This window comes from Priestia koreensis, assembly GCF_001274935.1.
Taxonomy (GTDB): Bacteria; Bacillota; Bacilli; order Bacillales; family Bacillaceae_H; genus Bacillus_AG; species Bacillus_AG koreensis.
Window position 1 is genome coordinate 382,145 of the sequence record NZ_LILC01000023.1, and the last position, 18,356, is coordinate 400,500.

At 33.3% G+C, this 18,356-nt stretch carries 25 protein-coding genes and 2 pseudogenes; all 27 read right to left on the reverse strand.

Going from position 1 to position 18,356, the window contains the following annotated elements:
- Nucleotides 1-79: 79 nt before the first annotated feature.
- Nucleotides 80-574, reverse strand: coding sequence for a hypothetical protein (locus tag AMD01_RS18060; RefSeq protein WP_053402842.1), 495 nt, complete (start codon nt 572-574; stop codon nt 80-82).
- Between the two features lie 990 nt (nt 575-1,564).
- Nucleotides 1,565-1,794: pseudogene (locus AMD01_RS18070) on the reverse strand (SMI1/KNR4 family protein); the annotation flags it as partial.
- Nucleotides 1,795-2,555: 761 nt separating this feature from the next.
- Nucleotides 2,556-2,945, reverse strand: coding sequence for an immunity 22 family protein (locus AMD01_RS18080; RefSeq protein ID WP_053402843.1), 390 nt, complete (start codon nt 2,943-2,945; stop codon nt 2,556-2,558).
- Nucleotide 2,946: 1 nt separating this feature from the next.
- A complete protein-coding gene (locus tag AMD01_RS18085) occupies nt 2,947-3,408 on the reverse strand; it encodes a toxin-antitoxin system YwqK family antitoxin (protein ID WP_053402844.1) in 462 nt (153 codons plus the stop codon).
- A gap of 242 nt (nt 3,409-3,650) precedes the next feature.
- Nucleotides 3,651-4,073 (reverse strand): hypothetical protein, encoded by a 423-nt coding sequence (locus AMD01_RS18090; RefSeq protein ID WP_053402845.1) that lies wholly within the window; start codon nt 4,071-4,073, stop codon nt 3,651-3,653.
- A gap of 11 nt (nt 4,074-4,084) precedes the next feature.
- On the reverse strand, nt 4,085-4,501 hold the full coding sequence (locus AMD01_RS18095) for a hypothetical protein (protein ID WP_053402846.1): 417 nt from the start codon (nt 4,499-4,501) through the stop codon (nt 4,085-4,087).
- Between the two features lie 19 nt (nt 4,502-4,520).
- On the reverse strand, nt 4,521-4,865 hold the full coding sequence (locus AMD01_RS18100) for a GH-E family nuclease (RefSeq protein WP_083446604.1): 345 nt from the start codon (nt 4,863-4,865) through the stop codon (nt 4,521-4,523).
- Nucleotides 4,866-5,145: 280 nt separating this feature from the next.
- The gene (locus AMD01_RS18105; protein WP_053402848.1) at nt 5,146-6,294 is read right to left on the reverse strand and encodes a suppressor of fused domain protein; all 1,149 of its coding nucleotides are present in this window, start codon (nt 6,292-6,294) and stop codon (nt 5,146-5,148) included.
- Nucleotides 6,295-6,488: 194 nt separating this feature from the next.
- Nucleotides 6,489-6,692, reverse strand: coding sequence for a hypothetical protein (locus tag AMD01_RS24550; RefSeq protein WP_053402849.1), 204 nt, complete (start codon nt 6,690-6,692; stop codon nt 6,489-6,491).
- 409 nt (nt 6,693-7,101) lie between these two features.
- Nucleotides 7,102-7,572 carry an SMI1/KNR4 family protein gene (locus AMD01_RS18115; protein ID WP_053402850.1) on the reverse strand — a complete coding sequence of 157 codons (471 nt, stop codon included), beginning with the start codon at nt 7,570-7,572 and terminating at the stop codon, nt 7,102-7,104.
- The gene (locus AMD01_RS18120) at nt 7,559-7,927 is read right to left on the reverse strand and encodes an HNH endonuclease signature motif containing protein (RefSeq protein WP_053402851.1); all 369 of its coding nucleotides are present in this window, start codon (nt 7,925-7,927) and stop codon (nt 7,559-7,561) included. Before AMD01_RS18120 ends, AMD01_RS18115 begins: the two co-directional genes overlap by 14 nt.
- A gap of 457 nt (nt 7,928-8,384) precedes the next feature.
- Complete coding sequence (locus AMD01_RS18125) at nt 8,385-8,801, reverse strand: hypothetical protein (RefSeq protein ID WP_053402852.1); 417 nt, start codon at nt 8,799-8,801, stop codon at nt 8,385-8,387.
- A gap of 508 nt (nt 8,802-9,309) precedes the next feature.
- Entirely contained in the window at nt 9,310-9,816 is a 507-nt protein-coding gene (locus tag AMD01_RS18130; protein WP_053402853.1) for a hypothetical protein, read from the reverse strand.
- Nucleotides 9,817-9,879: 63 nt separating this feature from the next.
- Entirely contained in the window at nt 9,880-10,389 is a 510-nt protein-coding gene (locus AMD01_RS18135; RefSeq protein ID WP_053402854.1) for an ankyrin repeat domain-containing protein, read from the reverse strand.
- Between the two features lie 20 nt (nt 10,390-10,409).
- Nucleotides 10,410-10,772, reverse strand: coding sequence for a YxiF family protein (locus tag AMD01_RS24610; RefSeq protein ID WP_425415150.1), 363 nt, complete (start codon nt 10,770-10,772; stop codon nt 10,410-10,412).
- A 26-nt stretch (nt 10,773-10,798) separates the two neighbouring features.
- Nucleotides 10,799-11,221 carry a hypothetical protein gene (locus tag AMD01_RS18145; protein WP_053402856.1) on the reverse strand — a complete coding sequence of 141 codons (423 nt, stop codon included), beginning with the start codon at nt 11,219-11,221 and terminating at the stop codon, nt 10,799-10,801.
- Between the two features lie 767 nt (nt 11,222-11,988).
- Entirely contained in the window at nt 11,989-12,456 is a 468-nt protein-coding gene (locus AMD01_RS18150; protein ID WP_053402857.1) for a DUF2004 domain-containing protein, read from the reverse strand.
- 17 nt (nt 12,457-12,473) lie between these two features.
- Nucleotides 12,474-13,035, reverse strand: a pseudogene (locus AMD01_RS23715) (HNH endonuclease).
- A gap of 156 nt (nt 13,036-13,191) precedes the next feature.
- Nucleotides 13,192-13,452 (reverse strand): hypothetical protein, encoded by a 261-nt coding sequence (locus tag AMD01_RS18165; RefSeq protein WP_053402860.1) that lies wholly within the window; start codon nt 13,450-13,452, stop codon nt 13,192-13,194.
- The gene (locus AMD01_RS24805; RefSeq protein ID WP_053402861.1) at nt 13,452-13,712 is read right to left on the reverse strand and encodes a hypothetical protein; all 261 of its coding nucleotides are present in this window, start codon (nt 13,710-13,712) and stop codon (nt 13,452-13,454) included. Before AMD01_RS24805 ends, AMD01_RS18165 begins: the two co-directional genes overlap by 1 nt.
- Nucleotides 13,709-14,668, reverse strand: a complete 960-nt coding sequence (locus tag AMD01_RS18175; protein WP_053402862.1) for a hypothetical protein — start codon at nt 14,666-14,668, stop codon at nt 13,709-13,711. Before AMD01_RS18175 ends, AMD01_RS24805 begins: the two co-directional genes overlap by 4 nt.
- Nucleotides 14,669-15,251: 583 nt before the next feature.
- A complete protein-coding gene (locus AMD01_RS24810) occupies nt 15,252-15,920 on the reverse strand; it encodes a hypothetical protein (RefSeq protein ID WP_245638975.1) in 669 nt (222 codons plus the stop codon).
- A 188-nt stretch (nt 15,921-16,108) separates the two neighbouring features.
- On the reverse strand, nt 16,109-16,564 hold the full coding sequence (locus AMD01_RS18185) for an immunity protein YezG family protein (RefSeq protein ID WP_053402863.1): 456 nt from the start codon (nt 16,562-16,564) through the stop codon (nt 16,109-16,111).
- Between the two features lie 405 nt (nt 16,565-16,969).
- A complete protein-coding gene (locus AMD01_RS18190) occupies nt 16,970-17,203 on the reverse strand; it encodes a hypothetical protein (RefSeq protein WP_053402864.1) in 234 nt (77 codons plus the stop codon).
- Nucleotides 17,204-17,260: 57 nt separating this feature from the next.
- Entirely contained in the window at nt 17,261-17,548 is a 288-nt protein-coding gene (locus tag AMD01_RS18195) for a hypothetical protein (protein ID WP_053402865.1), read from the reverse strand.
- A 167-nt stretch (nt 17,549-17,715) separates the two neighbouring features.
- Nucleotides 17,716-17,973, reverse strand: a complete 258-nt coding sequence (locus AMD01_RS18200; protein ID WP_053402866.1) for a hypothetical protein — start codon at nt 17,971-17,973, stop codon at nt 17,716-17,718.
- A gap of 4 nt (nt 17,974-17,977) precedes the next feature.
- On the reverse strand, nt 17,978-18,322 hold the full coding sequence (locus tag AMD01_RS24275) for a hypothetical protein (protein ID WP_425415151.1): 345 nt from the start codon (nt 18,320-18,322) through the stop codon (nt 17,978-17,980).
- Between the last annotated feature and the right edge of the window lie 34 nt (nt 18,323-18,356).

An 18,356-nucleotide genomic window follows, 5' to 3' on the forward strand; every position in this document is an offset into this window, starting at 1 on the left:
TTAATTCACCTACTCTACCTCTTCAGCTTATTCACGCTATAGGCCGACATTTAGGTACTCTATCACTGAACTAAAAAATCTAAGAAAGTATTTTTTCTATTTCTTCATCATAATTAGCTACCTTATTAATTTCTATCAACAAAGTATCTTTATCAGTTGCAGGTTCATAACCAATTATAATTTTTGGAATATCATAATTTTTTTTCAAGTTCACTAGAAAATAGACCAACTGTTTCAACCTTAACTTATGATCGTGTGTCTCATCCGTTAATATTTCGTTTTTAGGAAAGTTAAATACGATGTCACCATATTGTTCATCAAATGAGAAAACTATTACTACATTTTTTAATAAGATACCTAACTTCAATTCCTCTAAAAATATATTTCCTGTACCTTTCGGTGATAAAACTTCTTCTATGTTTTTCACTTCAGAAAAATCCAAATCTTTTTCTGAAATATTATCATAAAAATGTGATGATTTAAGTTTTAATGTAGATAATTTAAGCTCTTCATAAATTAATTTATCAATTTTCCCCTTATTAAAATCAGTAAATATAATCTCTAAATTTTCCACTTACACCCCATCTTCCTTTGTCTTTTTATACATGAATAATGTGTCTATATGTAATTGAATGGTAACCATTTATTTGATACTAAAAAAACTTGAAAGGCATATTTCATTCAAGGTCAGAAATAGTGAATATTTAGGCTCGCCCTCAAATCCTGTATAGTAGGAATCATTGAGTATTTCTATTTTCATACTTTACTCCTTCTGACGTCATTTACCTAACGCTTTCATCCTAAAAACAAGGTAAACCGTGATATTATCACTGAAATATTACGGTTGAACCATACACTAGCAGCTTCTAAAGGATAACTCTAGACTCTATCACGCAATTCATAGGGTTTCATAGTCTTCTATCAAATGTGACCAATATCCTTCTACTTCCTCCATTGCTATGGGGTCAATTTGCTCATACACCTTCCTTAACTCAACAGCGTAGTCATATGAAGTAAATACACCTTCTTTTTTCATTTCCATTGATAGTTCCTGCCTAATCAAATGAAACAAGAAGAACGTTCTTAAGTTCTGATTAAGTGTATAAATGAAAGGATCGTGTAAGGAAGAACTAATGAAAAGCTCATCGCTCCCTTCTTTTAAGTAAAGTCCATATTCATTCGGCGCACAATGACCTACTTTGATAAATTCCCCTTCTTTAATTACTATTTTTCCGAAGTTCGGGAAATCATAGAATGTAAAATCGCCAAATTCTTTTGGTACTCCAATATTGATCATAAAATCAGCATTTTCAACACTTATCCCTAAATTAACTAAGTCATTAAAATCATAGTCTCTTGTTTCTGAGTCATAATATTCTCGTATCTCTCGGATGTCAAAATCCATACTTTCACTCCTTTGACTTTTAAGCCCTTTAGCTGATTCAGCATTTCCCCGATCTCTTGAAGGTTCGTCCTCATACTCAACACTATAACTTACTTCTGCATCAGGAAGTTCTTTTTCTAGTAGTGCTGCCTTACAATCATGACCACCAAGAATGCAAGAAACAATTTCTATATTTGCATCTTTGCTTGTAAAACTTAATAGACAATCAAAGACTGCTCCACCCTCATCATTATCAATATCATAAATATTTGGATCAGGATAACCGCCGTTATTTTTTTGATGCATTCACGGTAATCATCTGGAAATCTGATACCAAATGAATTTTCCACAGCAATAATTACTTGCTCAGCTATCGCTCCGTCCGTAAATAACCAAGTTACTCTGCTCATTTTATCATCCCCAAAACAATATTCTTCTGTTTACCTGTTCAGCCGTCATCTCTACTATCCCAAATTACGCTACCATCTGTATGACCCGCAACCTGATGTTCGTCGTAATCAGCAAGTTGCATTTTACTAGCCTCTTAATGATGTAATGTGATTGATTTTGCCTTCTTCCCTAACTTGAATAACTCAATCTCTGTTTGACTGAATTATTTTGCTGGGTTTGGATCTTTCATTATATCGTCATATAATTTTCGCGAGAGATATTTAAACGGTGCTAATTCAGGATCTATATATATGACTCTAATCAAAATTCTTTATATTTTGAATTTAAAAACGGTGTAACCCTCTTTATCATACTTGACTTTATGAGTTCCCCCTCTTTTTCTTAGATGTAAATGTATAATGAGTAGTAATTCCTGTATAACCATCTACTACTTTCCCTAAAAAATTTCTTAGTTTATTAGGGTTCCTGCTATAAAGGGGTAACTATCTAACTGCTTTTGTCATAGTTTTTTTATATGCTGCAGTTCTTTCATTGGTCGGTTTCATTTTTAAGTTCGAGTACCTTTACTCATACCCTAAACCTTAAAGTAAAAAGCACTCGTTGCCTTTAGTCGACAATAAAGTGCTTCAAGTTCACATGTTTTCTAAGTTTTCAAGTCACTAGTCGCTTTAAATTTGTACGTACAATTTTAATACTGAGGACATGAAATCGTTTGTATTTCATGACAAATAGTACGTTTAAGCTACCGAACTTAGATGAGCTATTTGTATGGTACAGTACCAATAAATTTAATTTCTATATTTTCGGATTCATCTCCACTTTTCGCTTCATTGTATTGAAAATCATAGAGTACAATAACAGAATTAATACTGTATGCTAATTTATCGCCATTTATTAACTCTTTTATTTTAGGAATAATTAGTTCGCTATAAGAAAAATCATTTAAAATATCGTCTACATTATTTTTAGGATTTTCATAAAAACAAATTTCAATGTTATCTTCATCATAATAACCAAATTCAAAGTTTGTGCCAAACTTTGAGTCTATTGAATCTCCATCTTCCGTATATTCTATATCAACATACTCCTTAAGATTTTCAAACGATTTAGAAACTCCAAACCATACTGAAGCCATTCCACTATATTCCATATTATAACTCCTCATTTTTAGAAACGGATTTAATCAATTTTAAATCTGTTTCTGTAGGGGAAATTTTTTGCTTTGTGATACGACCTTCTTCATCCCATTCTGTATAATAGAGAGCTATCCCAAATTTATATTTTCCTTCAAATTTTAATTCTCCACTTTCATACCAGATTTTTTCCGCACCATTACTTTGTCCATGAATCAAATTTTTCACTGATTTTAAATTTCCATTTTTATAGAATTCTATTAACTCACCCTCGATAAAACCCTTTATATAATTTGCATAATATATCAAATTACCATTGTCATATAATTCGTAAGCTAAACCGGTAAAAGGTTTACCGTTCTCGTCTTCTGGGTTATCTAAAACTTCATCACTATAAGATGTAAACCATAAATTTCCGTCAAAGTCAGTTCCATGTTCTATAACATATTCTTTACTTGATATATCAATTTGACTTTCCAATCTTTTTCACCTCTGAACTAAATTCAAATCCTTCAGTAATAAAATTACAATATGGACAGGTTGGCATCACCATACCAGCTGATTTTAATTTTTTACCCGAATGTACTACATGAGTGATAAAATTCGAAGCACTTGTTTGTAAAATTAATTACAGACCATACTTTGTCACTCCTGTATGTAAATGCTGTAACCTTTATAATTCACTAAATCTATCTTTAAATTCCTTTTACGGAGCTAAGCATTTAACTTTTCAAAAATTTAAGATACTTAGTATTCTTCGGATTCACAAAACATCTACCTTCTGATTTTGTATTGGCAATGCTAAAAAATTCTTTTGCGGTTTCTAAATCATCGGATTCAAAAGCAACTTTCCCTGCAATAAATTCCTTGTCACCGGAATCTATACGTGCAAATCCAGTTAAAAATATGTTATATGCCCACTCCTTTGCTTTTTTTAAATCATTTACCATAAAACAAGTAGAGATAATATCCTTAACTAAATGGCAACTCTCTTCACAATAAATACCTTTAGGATTAGGTATTATATCCCATACCTCTTCTAATAACACAATAGAATCATTATAGTTACCGTCATTAAATTGTTCATTACTTTTTTCCAATAGACTTTCAAATTCTTCTTTTATAGGTGATTGTAAAATAGCCATATTTATCCTCCTCAAATCATATCCTTAATCAATTCAAAATACTTTTCATCCTCATCATAATAGAGTTTATACCCTTCTAAAATATAAGCTCTTAACAAATACTCTTTAGCCTTATTAAGCTCTCCACACTCAAATAAACTCTCTCCAAGTCTCAGTAAAATAAATGGATTTGAAATACCATCCGGACAATTTAGTGCATGATATAAATTACTTTTTGCTTTCTCATACTCACGATTTAAAAAATAAGTATCTCCTAATGCTGTATAAATCCATGTACTTGTTTCCCAATCAGTCTTTGACAACGGAACCAAATCCAGAGCAGCTATATAACTCTCTATTGCCTTATCATCTTGCCCTTTTTCAATAAAAGCATTTCCCTCGTTACACAATTTCACAATTCGATCATACACTTGATCGTTGAGTTCCAATATAAATCCCTCCCAATAATCATTTATTTGGTGACAAGTAGGTTTCATCTAACTTTGCACCTGCGGATCGATTTAACCTATAATGATCTAATACATATTTATTGAAGTCTAACATCCATTCTCTAACTTCTGGGGACTTCGCTCCATAATATCTTCCTGTACTTTTCCACCACGAAACTGCACCTGTTAAACGAGCCATCTCTACTTGATCTATTGGATACCATTTATTATCACTTGCCATAAATTCTATTTCACCATCACGTGTTGTACTGATTTTTGGTGGAATTTCATTTTGCATTCTTTCCATTACTTCTTTACCCGTTTTGGAGCGTTTTGTTATGCCACTTGGTTCAGGTAAACCCACTTCTTTACTACTTGCGTACCCCCCATCAACTGGTTTAATTTCCTATTTACATCTTGATAATAACCTTTAGGAGTTTCACACGTACCCTGAGTAGACTTATAAACTTATAATTTTCTTTTCACTTTTCGTTCTAACATCAAAAAAGCATGCTGCTACTCTAGTAAAACAAGCAAGCACTAAGTTAAATGAACAAAAAAAACAGAATAATTACAGTGTTATCTGACTATAATCAGTCTGTCTAACGTCGCATTATTACGTTAAATAATATCTATCATTCTTACTATAAACCAACATTTATCCTGTTTATATCTAAAACATCTGAGATACCTTTCTCATTCATTTTTTTAAGCAGGTACTCATAACCCTTTTCTAACGCCAGATTTCTTTCTTCTTCATAAATAGGAACAAGTGTATAAATAGTGATATCTCCTTGCTCAACTTGAACGTTATCTAGTCCGAATTCTCTAGGATGACATACCATTATACATGACAATTTTGTATTCAATGCAAATGGCTGTGGGGGTTCTCCATTGGGAAGAATAACCCCTTCAGCAAGCCATCCATCATAGATATGTGGAATATGAGCTACTTTCCTTAACCATTCAAGAGGCCAATAATAGTTTTTGTCCTCCATATTCTCTTTCCCAACTACCCAACTCGAAGGCAATTTCAATAACAATTCTGCATATTTGAACTCGCTTTCTTCATTTGAATAACCCATAGATACATCACTCATACCTGTAGTTACCAGAGTTACAAAATCTTTATTCATTGATGGAGAAATTATATGGATATTAACTGAAACTTTATTACCAGGAACAATCTCAATTATCGTATCTTGGATAGTTCCAAAGTATTTAGTCACATGCTCTAAAATTTCATCATGATCATCTTGATTATTATCATTTACTTCGGTTATAGTAGTCCTCAATTCTCTTTGGTTCTCTAATAACTTTACAATTTCTAGTTGACCCTGTTCCCTTGCAAAGGTTAATGCATCGATATCTTTCATGGATTCGCCACTATATTTAACGTTTGTATCTATCCCACTCTCAATTAACAGTCTCGCAATATTCACATGCCCGTTACTAATTGCACCAAACAATGGATTCCTTTCCGGCTCATTTGTGTCCATATTGGCTCCATATGACAATAAATATCTTACTATATCAATATGCCCTTCAGAAGCAGCTTCGTTTAATGCTCCACCCCCATACATGCCACCTAACGTATTTATATTTGACCCAAGTTCTACTAGTTTTTTTACTACATCCAACTTCCCTCTAGAAGCAGCAACGTGAAGCCATGTCCCAAAAGGTGTCATCATATTTAAAAGTTCTATATTAGAACCAATTAATTCAGCCGCCTTTTCAACATTGCCATTTTTTATAGATGATCGGATTTCTTTTGCAACCTGCTTACTATCCATCTTAATTACTTCCTCCTTTTGACAATATCTCCAAGTTTATTAAGCATTTCCAATATATCATCTCTCTCCACTAGCATCCCCTGCTTTTTTTAGGTGATCAAAAACATTTCTAAGCGCTTTAATACCAGCTATTAGGAGACCAAATAATATTTTTAAGTTTTAAAATCAGGTCAATATCATGTTCCTTTTTTCAACTAATTTATTTTAGGCTTTTCCATTTCCCTTTTAAATACAATATGATGCGCACGCTGATCATACATATCTTTTGAGGATCTCCTATATTTTTTCAAATAAGCTCCATAATCGCTTTTGTCTACATCCTTAGTAACCGTACCCTTATCAATCCGCTCAACCTTTCGATTCCCATCAACCTTATACTGCGCGCTTTTTTTCTTCACACTCTCTAGCTGCGCTTTTGAAACCTTCTCTACGACTGGTTTAGGTGGATGGACAGATCGACGGTTGTTTGCCGGCGGGGTTTCATTTTGATTGTCAAATAAAGAATATAACCCTTAATTTTACAATAGTTTTTCTCTAGTAGCATCGTACACTTTACAAAGCCAATTACAGTCTATAAAATTTAGCACTTAATACACTTATAAAATTATACGTATACCAACTTACTTCTGCGTTAAAACGCAAAAAGCACTCGTTGCCATCATTGACAATCAAGTGCTTGATGTTCATTAATTTTCTACGCTTTCATGGTTGGTTCTAAATTTGTACATTTTATTACGTCGTTAAAACGGTATGACACCTTTTGTGTCTCACGACAAATAATACCTTATAACTAATTCTATTTAGTTGTCATGATAACATAGCTAGAAATTCTTCAAAATCACTCGCAACCACTGTCGTTACTGGCTCTAATTCTTCCGATTCTTCATGATCCCAGATAACAATTTCAGGATCCACACTATTTCTAAAATCTAAACAAATAAAATCCCCAGCAAACATAGCAGCTATTGGTATAACATTCATACCAATTAATTCTTCATCATCAATAAGCCTACCATCTAATTGCGTTAAAACAGATGTTAAGTCATACCATCCATCTTCTAAATGTTCTTTGGGATTATCCAATAAACATAAAAACCTTTCTATTACATATTCCTGCCTATCAAACTTCAATACATTAGTAATAGGTGTAGACCCATTATACCTTTTTAAAAAATCAATATATGACTGTGGTAATTTAATACTATATGATTGTTCGAACCAAGCTATTCTTTCATCACTCGGAAAAGGTTTAATACTAGTTTTTTCATCTATTCTCATTATTAATTCCTCCCCGTCTCTTACCTATATGTGCCCAATGTCGAGAGCTTCGTCCATCTTTACGATTTATAATATTGTGAATACCAAATGGAACCAACTCCATCTTTCCATCAATTTCAGAATGATGCCACGTCATTCCCTTAGGCCTTCCGCCTTCAATTCTACTATCTACCCAATTAAACTGTTCTCTATCCGTCCCCCTCCAAAATTCCTCTGGTAGATAGTCAATCTTTTCTATTACTCCCTTCACTTTAGAAAAATTATGGTATTTTGTTCCATCTTCAAACGGAACATCTAATATTAAACCTTTCTCTATAGCTTCTAATCTAATCTGTTTTCTTTGTCTATAATTCAATCCATTTCCACCAATAACACAAATTTCTTTTAAGTAACTTTCAAATGCAGATCAATCTATATCTTCTAAACTTGCAGCTTTTCTAGATATTATTTCTCCTTTTACAGGATCATAAGAATCTAATCGCTTCCCATCACTTAAATGTACTTCATTCAAGAATACCAATCTTTGAAAACCGATTTTTTATTAAATGTATTACCCCGTGACATAGGAGAATCATTTAACCAATAATCTCTTGCTTCTTTCCATCCTATCCTATCTCTTTGAGGTTTTCCCTCTTTTGCTTTACGTGTAAGATATTTAGCATAATCAGACTCTAATTTTAAATCTATAAATCTCCCTTTAGAAGATAAAAGAGCTTCATCCGCACTCTATGTTGTAATCTTAAACTCTAACAATAAAAAAGCGGTTGTCATAAGACAACCACCTATATAATCATTCATCTGGTAGATAGAATTTAAATAAAATCCACACGCAGGTTTCCTGTAAATGAAACTTTACTTTCAACTTCCAAGAAATCAACGTCATTTTCAAGCTCTACGACAACTGTTCCTAATCTTTCACTAAAAAATTCAAATAAGTCTAAGTCTATTACTTTTGAAATAGTAACATTGCAAACTGTGTGAGATGAGCCTAGTTTACCTTGGATAATTTCGTCATCATCAAAGCTAGCTACCTTAATTTTATTAACCCACTCTATTGAAAAATCACATTCTTTTTCAATTGTTTTTTCCATAATTTCAAATCCACTCTCAACATAATTATCATGTTCTAAACCATACGCCCAGACTTTACTATTTGATTCTTTCAACTCCAATAAGTAGAGCCTCTCATATCCATGATATTTCATTTCATTAATTCTAGCTCTAGGCATAATTACCTCCCTATACCCTTATTATTGCAGTTTTAAAAAGTTTTTTGAAGAAGTTGTCATCATTGTTTGAATCTTTCCATTCTGAACACCACCTGATAAATCATCCCATGCATCCGATAAATTCTGCATAAGTATCCTCCCTATTTATTCAAAAGTTATATTGACGAAAACCATTACACTTTGATTGAATTGTCCTTTTCTAGCTCCATTATAACCAAATGTTATTTTAGTTTTTTACCATCTATCCTTGTTATGTCTACAGCTGCACTATTAAAATACGATCCAAATTTTATAAGTCAAGGTAGTATATTGACTCCATTTTATTTTACCCATTTTTTGTCGCGACGAACTTTGTCATTCTCTTATGCAAATATAGATCGAGTAGTATGTATGGTAGTCTTTTATTCTTTTATCATGAACCTGCCAATGCTTTTCCTTACCATCATGAGTTTTTAATTTAAATGTCAAAAAAACCTTGAAAGGCTATAGCCAATTAAGGTTTACAAGTCTACTCTTCACATACTTGAATAATTTCTTTTGGTACAGATTCAAAAAGTAACACTTGTGGCTTTGAATAGGGTTTCTTTATCAAATAGTCTTCAAGTGTCATCATACTTTTCCAGTATTGTTTAATCCAATATTCAATAGTTTCTCCAGTATCAAAATTTAAAGCTTCCTCATCAAAGTCTTTAAAATCCTCATAGAATGCTTGGTCATAGATCGAAAGGGAAATATCACCATCAAATACTAGGATTTTACCCGTAAATATAGGAAAGCAAAACGATTTGGAAAAACGATTGGTTATATCAACACCTATTGCTTCTTTAAAGTTAAGCCAATCAGGTGTATTGGAAGGTCTTAATAGTTCTGTTATCTCAAATTTCACTCTGCCACCATTACTATATCTATTATTTGACTTAGTAGAATATTTAATGCCACCACTCATGATTTCTTCCAGAGAAACATGATGTTTGTGATTTTCAGGCAAATATGCATGATACAACAAATTACTCAAGTATCTCACCTACTTAATATTTATTTTCTTGGAACATAAGGAAAATGGGGAAAATTTGTTTTTTTATTCTTTTTCATCCATCTTCTGCTTCAAATATTCAGCAATTTCTACTTGTCCTCTTTCAATAGCAAATTCATAAGCTCCCATATCTTTCATAGTATCTCCTGTATACTTAACAGTAATGTCAATACCATTCTGAATAAGATACTTTACAACATCAAGATGCCCACCATAAATCGCTGAGAATAAAGGATTCCTATTCGGGTCACCAACATCTAATATTGCACCCTTATCAAATAAGTACTCTACAATATTAATTTCACCTTCACTAGCCGCATGTGCAATAGGCGCTGACTTTGGTACACCTTCGTTTATGTTAATATCCATACCAGATTTAACTAGAAATTTTATCATATCCAGTTCACCAGCTCTAGTCGCAACATGTAGCCACGTTCCAAAAGGTGTTACAAAATTAAGTAAACTTTTGTTAGTAATAATTATCTCTTTTGCTTGTTCTATATCACCATTCTTAATTAAATCATAGATTTTTATTACTTTTTCTTTATTATCCATCGAAACCTCCTAAAATATCTTTATTTCATTGATGCTGCTTCTTCACCTAGTAGTTTAAGCATTTCAACCATTTTTTCACGAGTTCCTAATTCTTTTTTAGTCGCATTTGAAGGGAAACCACCCGTTTGGTTTAAATAGTTTCCACCATTATTTTGCACCTTGAAATACAGTGTACCTTCTCCTGGTGTTGCATGAATACGAAATTTCGTTCCCGTATTAGGATCTGTAAGTATCGTGGCAGGCCCACTCTTTTTACCACCCGGCTGAATTTCATCTTCTGCAACTAGAATAAAATCTCCATATCCAACTAAAAACTTTGTTAACTCCATGATTTCATTTAAGTAACTAAATACTTCATTAACATTAACCAATACTGCTTCTATTTCATTTTTTCAAAAAGCGCAACAGACTATTTAAATTTTTCCAAACTATCATACGGATTAGAGATATTCTCACCTACTTCATCTATTGTTTCCTGTATTTCATCTAGGATTGATGTATCTATATCCTTATACTGTTCCAGTGATTCTTTTATTTTATTGAAGCAAATTTCCAGACCGAGATTTACTACAATAGAAAGAATAATATCTACTTCATCATAGGAATCTGTATTCCATAATTTAGAGAGAGTTCTATCAATATCATTTCTTATATCACTTCTTAATAACTCGTATGTCATAACTTGCCTGTCTGTTAGTTGACTAAGCATTAATAAAAAAATATTTTTTGGAATTTTATTATTTCTAAATTGATCTAATACATTTTGAAACATTGATATTAGTGTTTCAGTTGGTATTCTATCAGGTAGATTCTTAATTTCATTCATATCCATATTTTTTCCCTTCTATCGGAATATGAACCCCATTTAAAGATTGATTTTTTGTCCATGTTCCATCTAATTTTAGCTGTTAATTTCCGATTTTTATCTGTGCAGTCCATTTTGAACCTTATGCTTGGTTATGGTATTTTCTTATAAATAAAAAAATCAACCATGTTACCACCCTATTAAACTACTTCTTTTTTCTTGCACTATCGGTAATTTGTAGGCTGTTTTGTGCTTAATCATCCCATGCATCCGCAAACGGCGCAAAGAACCCTAACTCTTCTCTTCTCTTCTTTTCGCCTCTTCCGCTAACCGGTTTTTCTCAATGGATGCCTCTTTTTTGGCTTTTATACGGTCCGGATAACATGTTCGTAACGTAAACCCTTTAAAACGTACTTTTACGACGACTAAAAAAAAGAATACAACCCTTATACCAACTTACTTCTACGCTAAAACACAAAAAAGCACTTATTTCCTTTAATTTACAATTAAGTGCTTTAGGTTTATAAAATTTCTACGTTTATTAATAGTTGCAAGTTTTATAAGTTAGTTTAGTATTGATAGTATGATATCTTTTTTACCACATGGAAAGTGTAAGGTTCAAACCCTTTAGCTTGTTTAACCTCGTGTGTTTGTTGCTTATGCCATCCATAGTGGTCCTTGTAAATAAATTGTCATCTCGCCTAAGCTCGTACTCCGTTTTTCTATTCTATCATTACGCTCAGTACTCCCTGACGGTACAACCATTATGAGTTTTTACTTTTTAACAGCTTATTTCAAATTGCAACATCTTGGTAACCCACTTCAGCTACTTTTTCATTTAATAGACGAAGCCCTAGCCCATTTTCTGTGTCCCATGTACAATCGAAGGTTATCCCAATATCTCGATCTTCATTAATATCTCCATACGGAACAACAATTCCAACTAAAGTTATCATCTCAAGTAATTGATTAGTTGTTTCGATTTGCGGATAATTTTCATTAACTTCAATGTCATACCCTAGTTCTTGACGCTCTAGTTTGTAAGAGTCTACTATTGCTTGTAAAAAACCTTGCTGTAATCGTTCCCAATTTTGCACTAATGAGGTATAAGCACTATATTGTTCTTCATCAAACTTACCGTCTTCTTCACCTTTAACCATTAATGCTATTTCAGCTTCTTTTCCACAAAATTCAATGGTAGTGTACTTAACCCATCCATAATTATATTCAAGCTCACCAAAAACCACATCATTTATTTTCATTATTAAATTCTCCTTTTTTATTTATTGGCAAACCCCTCGGGCCCAAAGGCTCCTGCGTTTATCTCTCCTACTCCACCGATGTGTCCAAATTTACTGTTGATCACTGATGGTACAAGCTGTATTGTTTTAACATCATTCAATTCGTGCCATGTTAATTTGTATTTTTTTTCATATCTTTCTATATCCCTGGCTTTAATTTCAGCAGATTGCATTCCAAATTCGTGAGCCATCTCAGGAGAATTATTAAGCTCGTCTGCTAGCTTTTAATTTACTTGAGCAAAATTAGCCCTTCTAACATCTGTTCCTCGCTTTCCATTCCCACCTAACATATGATCGATTTCCAACTGTGCTTTTAATACTGGCGAAAAATCAGGAACTCCATTTTTATATTGGATACCTTCAATACCCGCCTCATCGAATATACGTTTCAATTTTGGATCTGGTGGTGGTTTAAGTGTACATAAAGATTCTCCTCTGATTCCTTCAAATTCAACCCTCGGATTAACCTGTGCAAACGTCTGATTAACCCTTTGATTCATAGGAACTAGCAAATTTCTCTTACTTGAAGGTTGGCGGAATGTCGGCACTACTATTACCCGTACCCTTAGATAACTTACTTAATTTTTCTTATTATCTCATACAAATATCAGCTGATTTATTATAATATTAAAGTAAAAAACCTTGAAAGGCATTTAGCCAATCAAGGTTCATTCAATTTGGTTCTGAAAGGCTACTTTACTTATCTCTATTAGCTATGTGAGATTCGACAGCCTCTTCTAAACTCATTGCTTTTTCTAAATCATCATCCACAAGTATAAGTAAAGGCCCCTCTAAAATATCCCCTTGTGAAGTTCTAACTTCAAAAGTAGCAGCCCAATATTTCGGATAAATTCTAGATATTCCCACACCTATTAGTTCTAATTTGAAGTTTTCATTCCTATCTTTATTTACATATTCAAGCGCCAGTTGTTCTGCTCTTTCTCTCGATAACTTCATTATCGAATACCTCCATATTGTGTTATATACCAGTTAGCATGTAGTTGCTCAGCTTCGTTTAAGGAATTCCATCTTTTTGGGTTATTTGATAACATATCATAAACAAATTGCTCAGGAGCATTGAATTTTGTTAAATCATTCATTGGAACTGGTCCGCTAGTACGAGGCAAATTTGAATAAGCCTCTTTCCCGATTTGTTTATATTGAATATAGTGTGACAATTCATGCCAAACTTCATATAGTGTGGGGTTACTTTTCAATACCAGTTCCCCAGTATTATAGTTAAAGCCTCCTCCTTTTCCTGTGGCAAAAACTCATCTCCAACCTTGAGTTTTACTCCTCTTTTTTCAAGATAATTGCCTAAAAGTCTCAAGTCTTTTTCACTATAGTGTTTACCACCAAGGCGACCTGTTTCTTCCACATAATCATTCTTACCCGTACCCTCACCCCTAGACTCAACCATCACCGATTTCTTATCCACTTGTTCAATCAAGTCTTTGGTACCGCTAATCGGTCGTGTATTTCCAGCGTAGGCGAATGGTGATTGCAAGATCCGCTCTAGTTCATATTGTGTGCGATGCGAAATGGATTGGACGTGCTGATGTAGGCGGTTTTTAGACGAATGAGAGGACTCACTATCCCCTGATTTGGTCGCTTTTAGTCCTTTGACGACTTTGTCTAAGCCTTTTCCACCAACAGCTGAGATTCCAAGGCCGGTTAGAGCATGTGTGATGTACTCAACGCGGTCATTGGCATCACCTTTGATCACCTTTTCCCGGAAATTTTGGCTAACTTCTTCCCACACAGCTTGACCGGAAGCAAGAGGATCATGTGCAATGACTTCAATCGTTTTTTTGACTGCGTTGTACGTGTCCACTGGATGCAGAACCGTATGCTTAAGGTCATTCCAGGTTTCTTCTACTGCATCACCCGTACCATATTGAAGACTCTTCCAGCCCTCTTGAAAATCCTTCTTTGTGTTGTCTCGCCATTCATAGATATCATACCATGCGTCATCCCATTTTTTTGAGATGGTTTTTGTGGGATCATTCCACTTATTTGCAATCGCATTCATCGCATCCACACCCGGCGCAAGAACCCCTAATGTCTCTTTTAACTTCGCCTCTTCCGCTAAGCGCTTTTTCTCAAGGGCCGCCTCTTTTTTGGCTTTAACACGGTCAGCGTGCGCTTTGCGCTCGGCTTTCTTTTTCTTCACATACGCGACATCCTCAGCATCGGCCCTTTTTGTGAGCTGATAGACTTCGCTTGCACTGAACAAAACACAAAGAAATAAGGATTTGGAAAGTATAAAATAGCACTTGTCGCCTGTTATAGACAATCAAGTGCTTTAAGTTTATAAATATTTGCAAGTTTTATAAGTTAGTTTAGTATTGACAGTATGATATCTTTTTTACCACATAGCAAACGTAACGTTTAAACCCTTTAACTTGTTTAACCTCGTGTGTTTCATCCCTCTGACATCCATAAGTGGTCCCATATAAGTAAAATGTCATCTCGCCTATTCTCGTTCTTATTACATTAGCGTTAAAATAGCACTTCATAAAGTCTTGATTCTTAAACAATTATTGTTCATTTGGTCCATTCTGTTCTTCTCGGGAGTGACAATATAGCCAATCAAGGATTAAAAGGTTACAATTCCCCTCTTAAAATCTGGTTCATCTATTTCTTTGACGGAAATTCATAAAATCCGGTGCTCTCAGAGTTTGTTTCAAGTAGACTTCCCTATTTTTCATGTATTTTGGTAGGTTGATAGGTTTAATCAACTCAGTGTGAAAATTTCACAAATTTAAAACAGTCTTTATCTTGTCCATAAGTACATACACTTGGATTTTCTGTTCTTGATTTTCACCAACAAATTCCATACAGATTTCTTTCAAACAACCATAGAAATCAGAACTGTTCATAATAATTTCTTTATATGATGCTGTGTTAATGAATATCATTATGCCTTCTTTAAATTCAATCTCCTCAGAATGCTCTGGAAGTTCATATCCCATCATATGATCTTGCCACGGCTCTCCCCTGGATAAACACTCTAGTACATAGAGTAAATCACTCTTCAAAAAAGAAAAAAAATCTTGGATGACTGGCTGCTTGTCTATTAACATGCAACCCCTCCTAAGGTATACACTTTCTATTTCTCCTGTAGTTGGATTTTTACATCCTTCGAATTTTAATCCATTTGATGTGCCTTGTATTACCTGTTGCCCACCTCTAGTTAAATATTCAGTACCGTTATCCATTGCCACTTGACAATATTTATACATTTGTTCATCAGTAAACACATTTTCATCGTAAACTGTCTTTTTATGAGTTGATGCTTTAAATTCACTTGTATATACACCACGTTCTTGTTTTCCTATCTTGTAATACACATCGTATACACCCGAGACAGAAGGATATGGTTCCTTTTTCTCCACTTTATATGGAATTCCATTGGCATCCAAATAGTTGAAAAATCCCTTCTCATTATGCAAGTGTTTTTTAGTTAACTATATAAATCAATTCATTTCTAAACCTATTTTCATAGCAACAGGCATGTTTAATTTCCTTAGAACATAGTTATATAACTTCAGGATGGTATAACCTTCAAGCATCATTCACAAATTCAAGCATATCTTTAACTACAAACAATCTAAAGATTATTATTTTCTACTTCCTCAAACCAATCATTAAAAATATGAGTTGCCGTTTTAATCTCATCATGCGTATAAACTAATTCATACTTGTATTCAGCTTTGAAGTTTCCACTCTTAACATCATAAATTAATTTCATCTCTGTTGGCATGTCTCTTTCATATTCTTTACACAATACTTTAATTTTTTCGATATCTTCATTTAGTATATCTAAAACCATAAACTGGCGCTCTGTTGACACATCGTATCTTTCATCACCGTCCTCCAATGCATCATTCATTTTATGAGGCTTTACATACTTATTGTTAACTAAATAAAAGAACTTGCTCGAAAAAATACTTTCCTCACATGAAGCATAAACATAGACTTTATCAGCTCGATCTTCAGCATATTCCATACATATGGATATCATATCTGCTTGTAATTCACTAAATTCATCCTCAAATTCTTTCATACTACTTTTCCACTCCTTAGATTAATTTATATGCCAAAGCAGTATAAGAAACAGTCTTACACGTTACCCATTGTTACCCCCACAAGCTTTGTAATTCTTGTTAGTTTGTTAGCCATTCCATGTATAAGTATAAGTACCCTTGCCCTGTAAAATGTTATCTCGCCAAATTCTCACACTTTTCTTCCTAGCCTTGTATTAAAATAAAACTCCATGATGGTACTACCCTCATGAAGTATATATTTTCAAACACGCTATTATTTTTTCTTGCTTTTAATTAGTTAAATAGGATTATTCGAAAATTCACCCTATGGGGTACACTCATGAAAGTTTACTAATGAGGGTTACTCTTTTCAATGAGATTACGTTTTCGAACTGTAATCATTTCTTAGATACTACTAATTTACATCAATTACTTGTATTTCTATAAACTGATATTGCTCCGTGTATTTCTCTTTCACCATCTGCATCTATATATTCCGGAAATAAAATAAAATTTGTTTGATCCATTTTTTTTATTATATATTCGTTTCCTTCAAATTCTCCACATCTGATATGATATGAAGTTATAAAAGACATTATATCTTTATATAATTCCTGTGTATTAATTTCTGCCTGCAAAAATCCTTTTAAAACATTCATAATAATCTCACCTTTCTATTTTATTGGATAAGCTGATAACATGCCTCCATCTTCTGATCATACAACTTTAATTAAGTTTTTTCCCTGTGTTCCTATAGTTTTTCCAGCGTCAATTATTACTGAATAACTCTGTTTTCCCATTTTAGTTAATCCATTATCTGTTATTGACTGGACTGTTCTACTTTTCATTGAATCCTTCAATATTTGCTCGGCAGCACCTTTAGAATTCCCTAAAAACTTAGCTCCATTACCTTTAGGTGTTGATAAATGCTTTGGTTTGACATATGCGTCTTCAATATTAAATTTATCAACATTACGAAAAGTAAAAAGTATTAAATAGGACATATTTTCAGACAAATTTTACGGACAAGATAATTCATAAAAATATTGTACAGAGAGTACACGGGTTATGTGTACTCTCTGTGCAAAAGGTCGTTTGTTCGGTACTGGGTAGCCCCACAAAAAAGAACCTTGAAAGGCGTATAGCCAATCAAGGGTTTGTTATTTGTTAATTACTTCCAATCTATCATTTCTTTTTCATAGTATCTTTTAGCAAAGTCCATTGCTTCCTCAACCGAACCATGCAGAGTATCTCCTAATACATTGAATTGCTTATCACATGCAAACAAATAATATTCTTCTTTATTATCATAATTACATATTGCTAGTGTTAGGATGTCTTTTTTTTCTCCATCTTCATATTCAATAAAACCAAATTCATCAGTCTCTGTATATTTAATTACTTTGGCACCATCAATTTCCTCTAGCATTTGGTCACCTCTTCTTTGAATTATTAATTTTTACAGATTGGTCTGGTCTAATGAAGTTACCATTTTTATCCCATTGCTCTAAATGGTAATGGTGATTATTAGGACTTCTCATTTCATGGTCACCAATCCTAAAAGCACGGACAGAACCATCCTTTTGTGTCACAAATATTCTATCCATGTCTTTTTTTCCAGTAAAAGGATTGATATCTATTTGTTTTCCTTTACCTAAGAAGTTTTCAATATCATCATAAGCGTCTATATCTTTTATATTCCTGTTGCTATGTTTAGAAGTAGCTTTATTTGTATCCTTAACCCCACCACTATCTAAATTCCAGATCCTACTCTGAATACTCGCCTTTGAGGCATCTTGAGATTCTTAGAAT

Coding starts and splice junctions, on each gene's coding strand:
- AMD01_RS18150 (WP_053402857.1), bottom strand. CDS start 12,456: ATGAAAATAAATGATGTGGTTTTTGGTGAGCTTGAATATAATTATGGA.
- AMD01_RS18090 (WP_053402845.1), bottom strand. CDS start 4,073: ATGGCTATTTTACAATCACCTATAAAAGAAGAATTTGAAAGTCTATTG.
- AMD01_RS18185 (WP_053402863.1), bottom strand. CDS start 16,564: ATGAAAGAATTTGAGGATGAATTTAGTGAATTACAAGCAGATATGATA.
- AMD01_RS18190 (WP_053402864.1), bottom strand. CDS start 17,203: ATGAATGTTTTAAAAGGATTTTTGCAGGCAGAAATTAATACACAGGAA.
- AMD01_RS18125 (WP_053402852.1), bottom strand. CDS start 8,801: ATGCCTAGAGCTAGAATTAATGAAATGAAATATCATGGATATGAGAGG.
- AMD01_RS18200 (WP_053402866.1), bottom strand. CDS start 17,973: ATGCTAGAGGAAATTGATGGTGCCAAAGTAATTAAATATACAGAGACT.
- AMD01_RS18135 (WP_053402854.1), bottom strand. CDS start 10,389: ATGGATAATAAAGAAAAAGTAATAAAAATCTATGATTTAATTAAGAAT.
- AMD01_RS18195 (WP_053402865.1), bottom strand. CDS start 17,548: ATGTCCTATTTAATACTTTTTACTTTTCGTAATGTTGATAAATTTAAT.
- AMD01_RS18105 (WP_053402848.1), bottom strand. CDS start 6,294: ATGGATAGTAAGCAGGTTGCAAAAGAAATCCGATCATCTATAAAAAAT.
- AMD01_RS18165 (WP_053402860.1), bottom strand. CDS start 13,452: ATGAAGTTATCGAGAGAAAGAGCAGAACAACTGGCGCTTGAATATGTA.
- AMD01_RS18145 (WP_053402856.1), bottom strand. CDS start 11,221: ATGGATATGAATGAAATTAAGAATCTACCTGATAGAATACCAACTGAA.
- AMD01_RS18115 (WP_053402850.1), bottom strand. CDS start 7,572: ATGAGAATAGATGAAAAAACTAGTATTAAACCTTTTCCGAGTGATGAA.
- AMD01_RS18080 (WP_053402843.1), bottom strand. CDS start 2,945: ATGGAATATAGTGGAATGGCTTCAGTATGGTTTGGAGTTTCTAAATCG.